Origin of the sequence: Rhodococcus sp. BH5, assembly GCF_027583855.1 — a bacterium.
Taxonomy (GTDB): domain Bacteria; phylum Actinomycetota; class Actinomycetes; order Mycobacteriales; family Mycobacteriaceae; genus Rhodococcus_F; species Rhodococcus_F qingshengii.
Map to the genome: position 1 here is coordinate 1 of NZ_JAJHVW010000066.1, position 1,298 is coordinate 1,298.

The window sequence follows — 1,298 nt, forward strand, 5'->3', positions numbered from 1 at the left end:
TCGGAATACGGCCGGTACCTCGCATTGTGGTATCGGCCCTTTCTGTGAAATCAGTGAAACGTGTGGGGCCACACCGCCTTCCGCCGAGCGGGATTCCAGGACCCGCTTACTGGCGCGAAGCGCCGCGGGATGCCGGATTGCGCGAAGGGCGCAAGGAGTGGGGCGAGTTGCCAAGGAAAGGATCGACGGCAGCATTGAGAGTCATAGCGCTATAACTCTGAAACGTCACGCCGCCAAATGCGCCCTGGTAGTGCTACAAAACCCCAGGGTCGATGACTACAGACAGGGCCTGTTGACCATTGAACGATAATATCGATCAAAGTTCCTCGCTTGACCACGGCAAAACCGGACGACCACCCATCCAGCGGCGAGCGAAAATCACCAGGGAAAGCATCCTTGACGTCTCTGCAATCCAGTTCAGTCGAACCGGGTATGCAGGCACGAGCATCAACGACATCCTGGTCCTCTCCAACACCACTAAAGGTGCATTGTACTTCCACTTCGCGAAGAAGGAATCCATCGCACAGCAATTGCTGTGCCGTTGGTTCGAGGTAGTAACGGAGACCGTCGCGAAAGCCACAGCTACAGGACAGCCTGCTGACCGGCAGATACTGATCGTCTACCGAGAACTTGCACGCCGTGTCGAAACCGAAGTCATCACCCGCGCCGGACTTGTACTCAGTGTCGATCCAACACTCCGCGGCGCACGGGCCACGTACCGAGCATGGACCGAGGCCCTTACCCCCATAGTCGTCGACGTGATCCGCTCAGGGGTGCTCGACTGTACTGAGAGTACGTCCCGCCTCGCAGACAGCCTCTGTGCCGGTTTTGTAGGTATCGTTCAGGTCGCCGTCAGCCGCGCCGAACCTCACACCATCAGTCGGCGCGTCGACGATCTGCTCTTGATGTGGCGCGGCACCGACCCGGCCACCGTCCGCATGATCGAAGGAGCATCCCTGAGAACCCTGGCACCTCACACCATAAGCCTCGACCCGCCTCGTACACCGAATACCTTCACCGGCAGCTGTTCTCCGACTTCCAAGAGCCACCCGTGGCCTTGACCGTGCACTGTCCGTTGCTACCAGAAGCCTAGGTCAATGAACTGAGGCCTTACATTTATCTACTTCCGGAATTGCCGGTTCCTGTGCCGGTCCTGATGGTAGCCATAGCCCACGCTCGAGCGGTACCTTCACCACCCTTCGCAATCGGCGCAATGTCCGCTCGGACGCCAGGAAGTGCTCTTCAGACTCCCGTAGCGATTGCAGTACAAGCCGCTCGGCGCATGAGTTTTTCTTACG

General features: G+C 58.6%; 1 protein-coding gene. It reads left to right on the top strand.

From position 1 onward, the window contains the following. Window positions 1-299 precede the first annotated feature (299 nt). Window positions 300-1,061, top strand: a complete 762-nt coding sequence (locus tag RhoBH5_RS32540; protein WP_270009641.1) for a TetR/AcrR family transcriptional regulator — start codon at window positions 300-302, stop codon at window positions 1,059-1,061. Window positions 1,062-1,298: the final 237 nt, after the last annotated feature.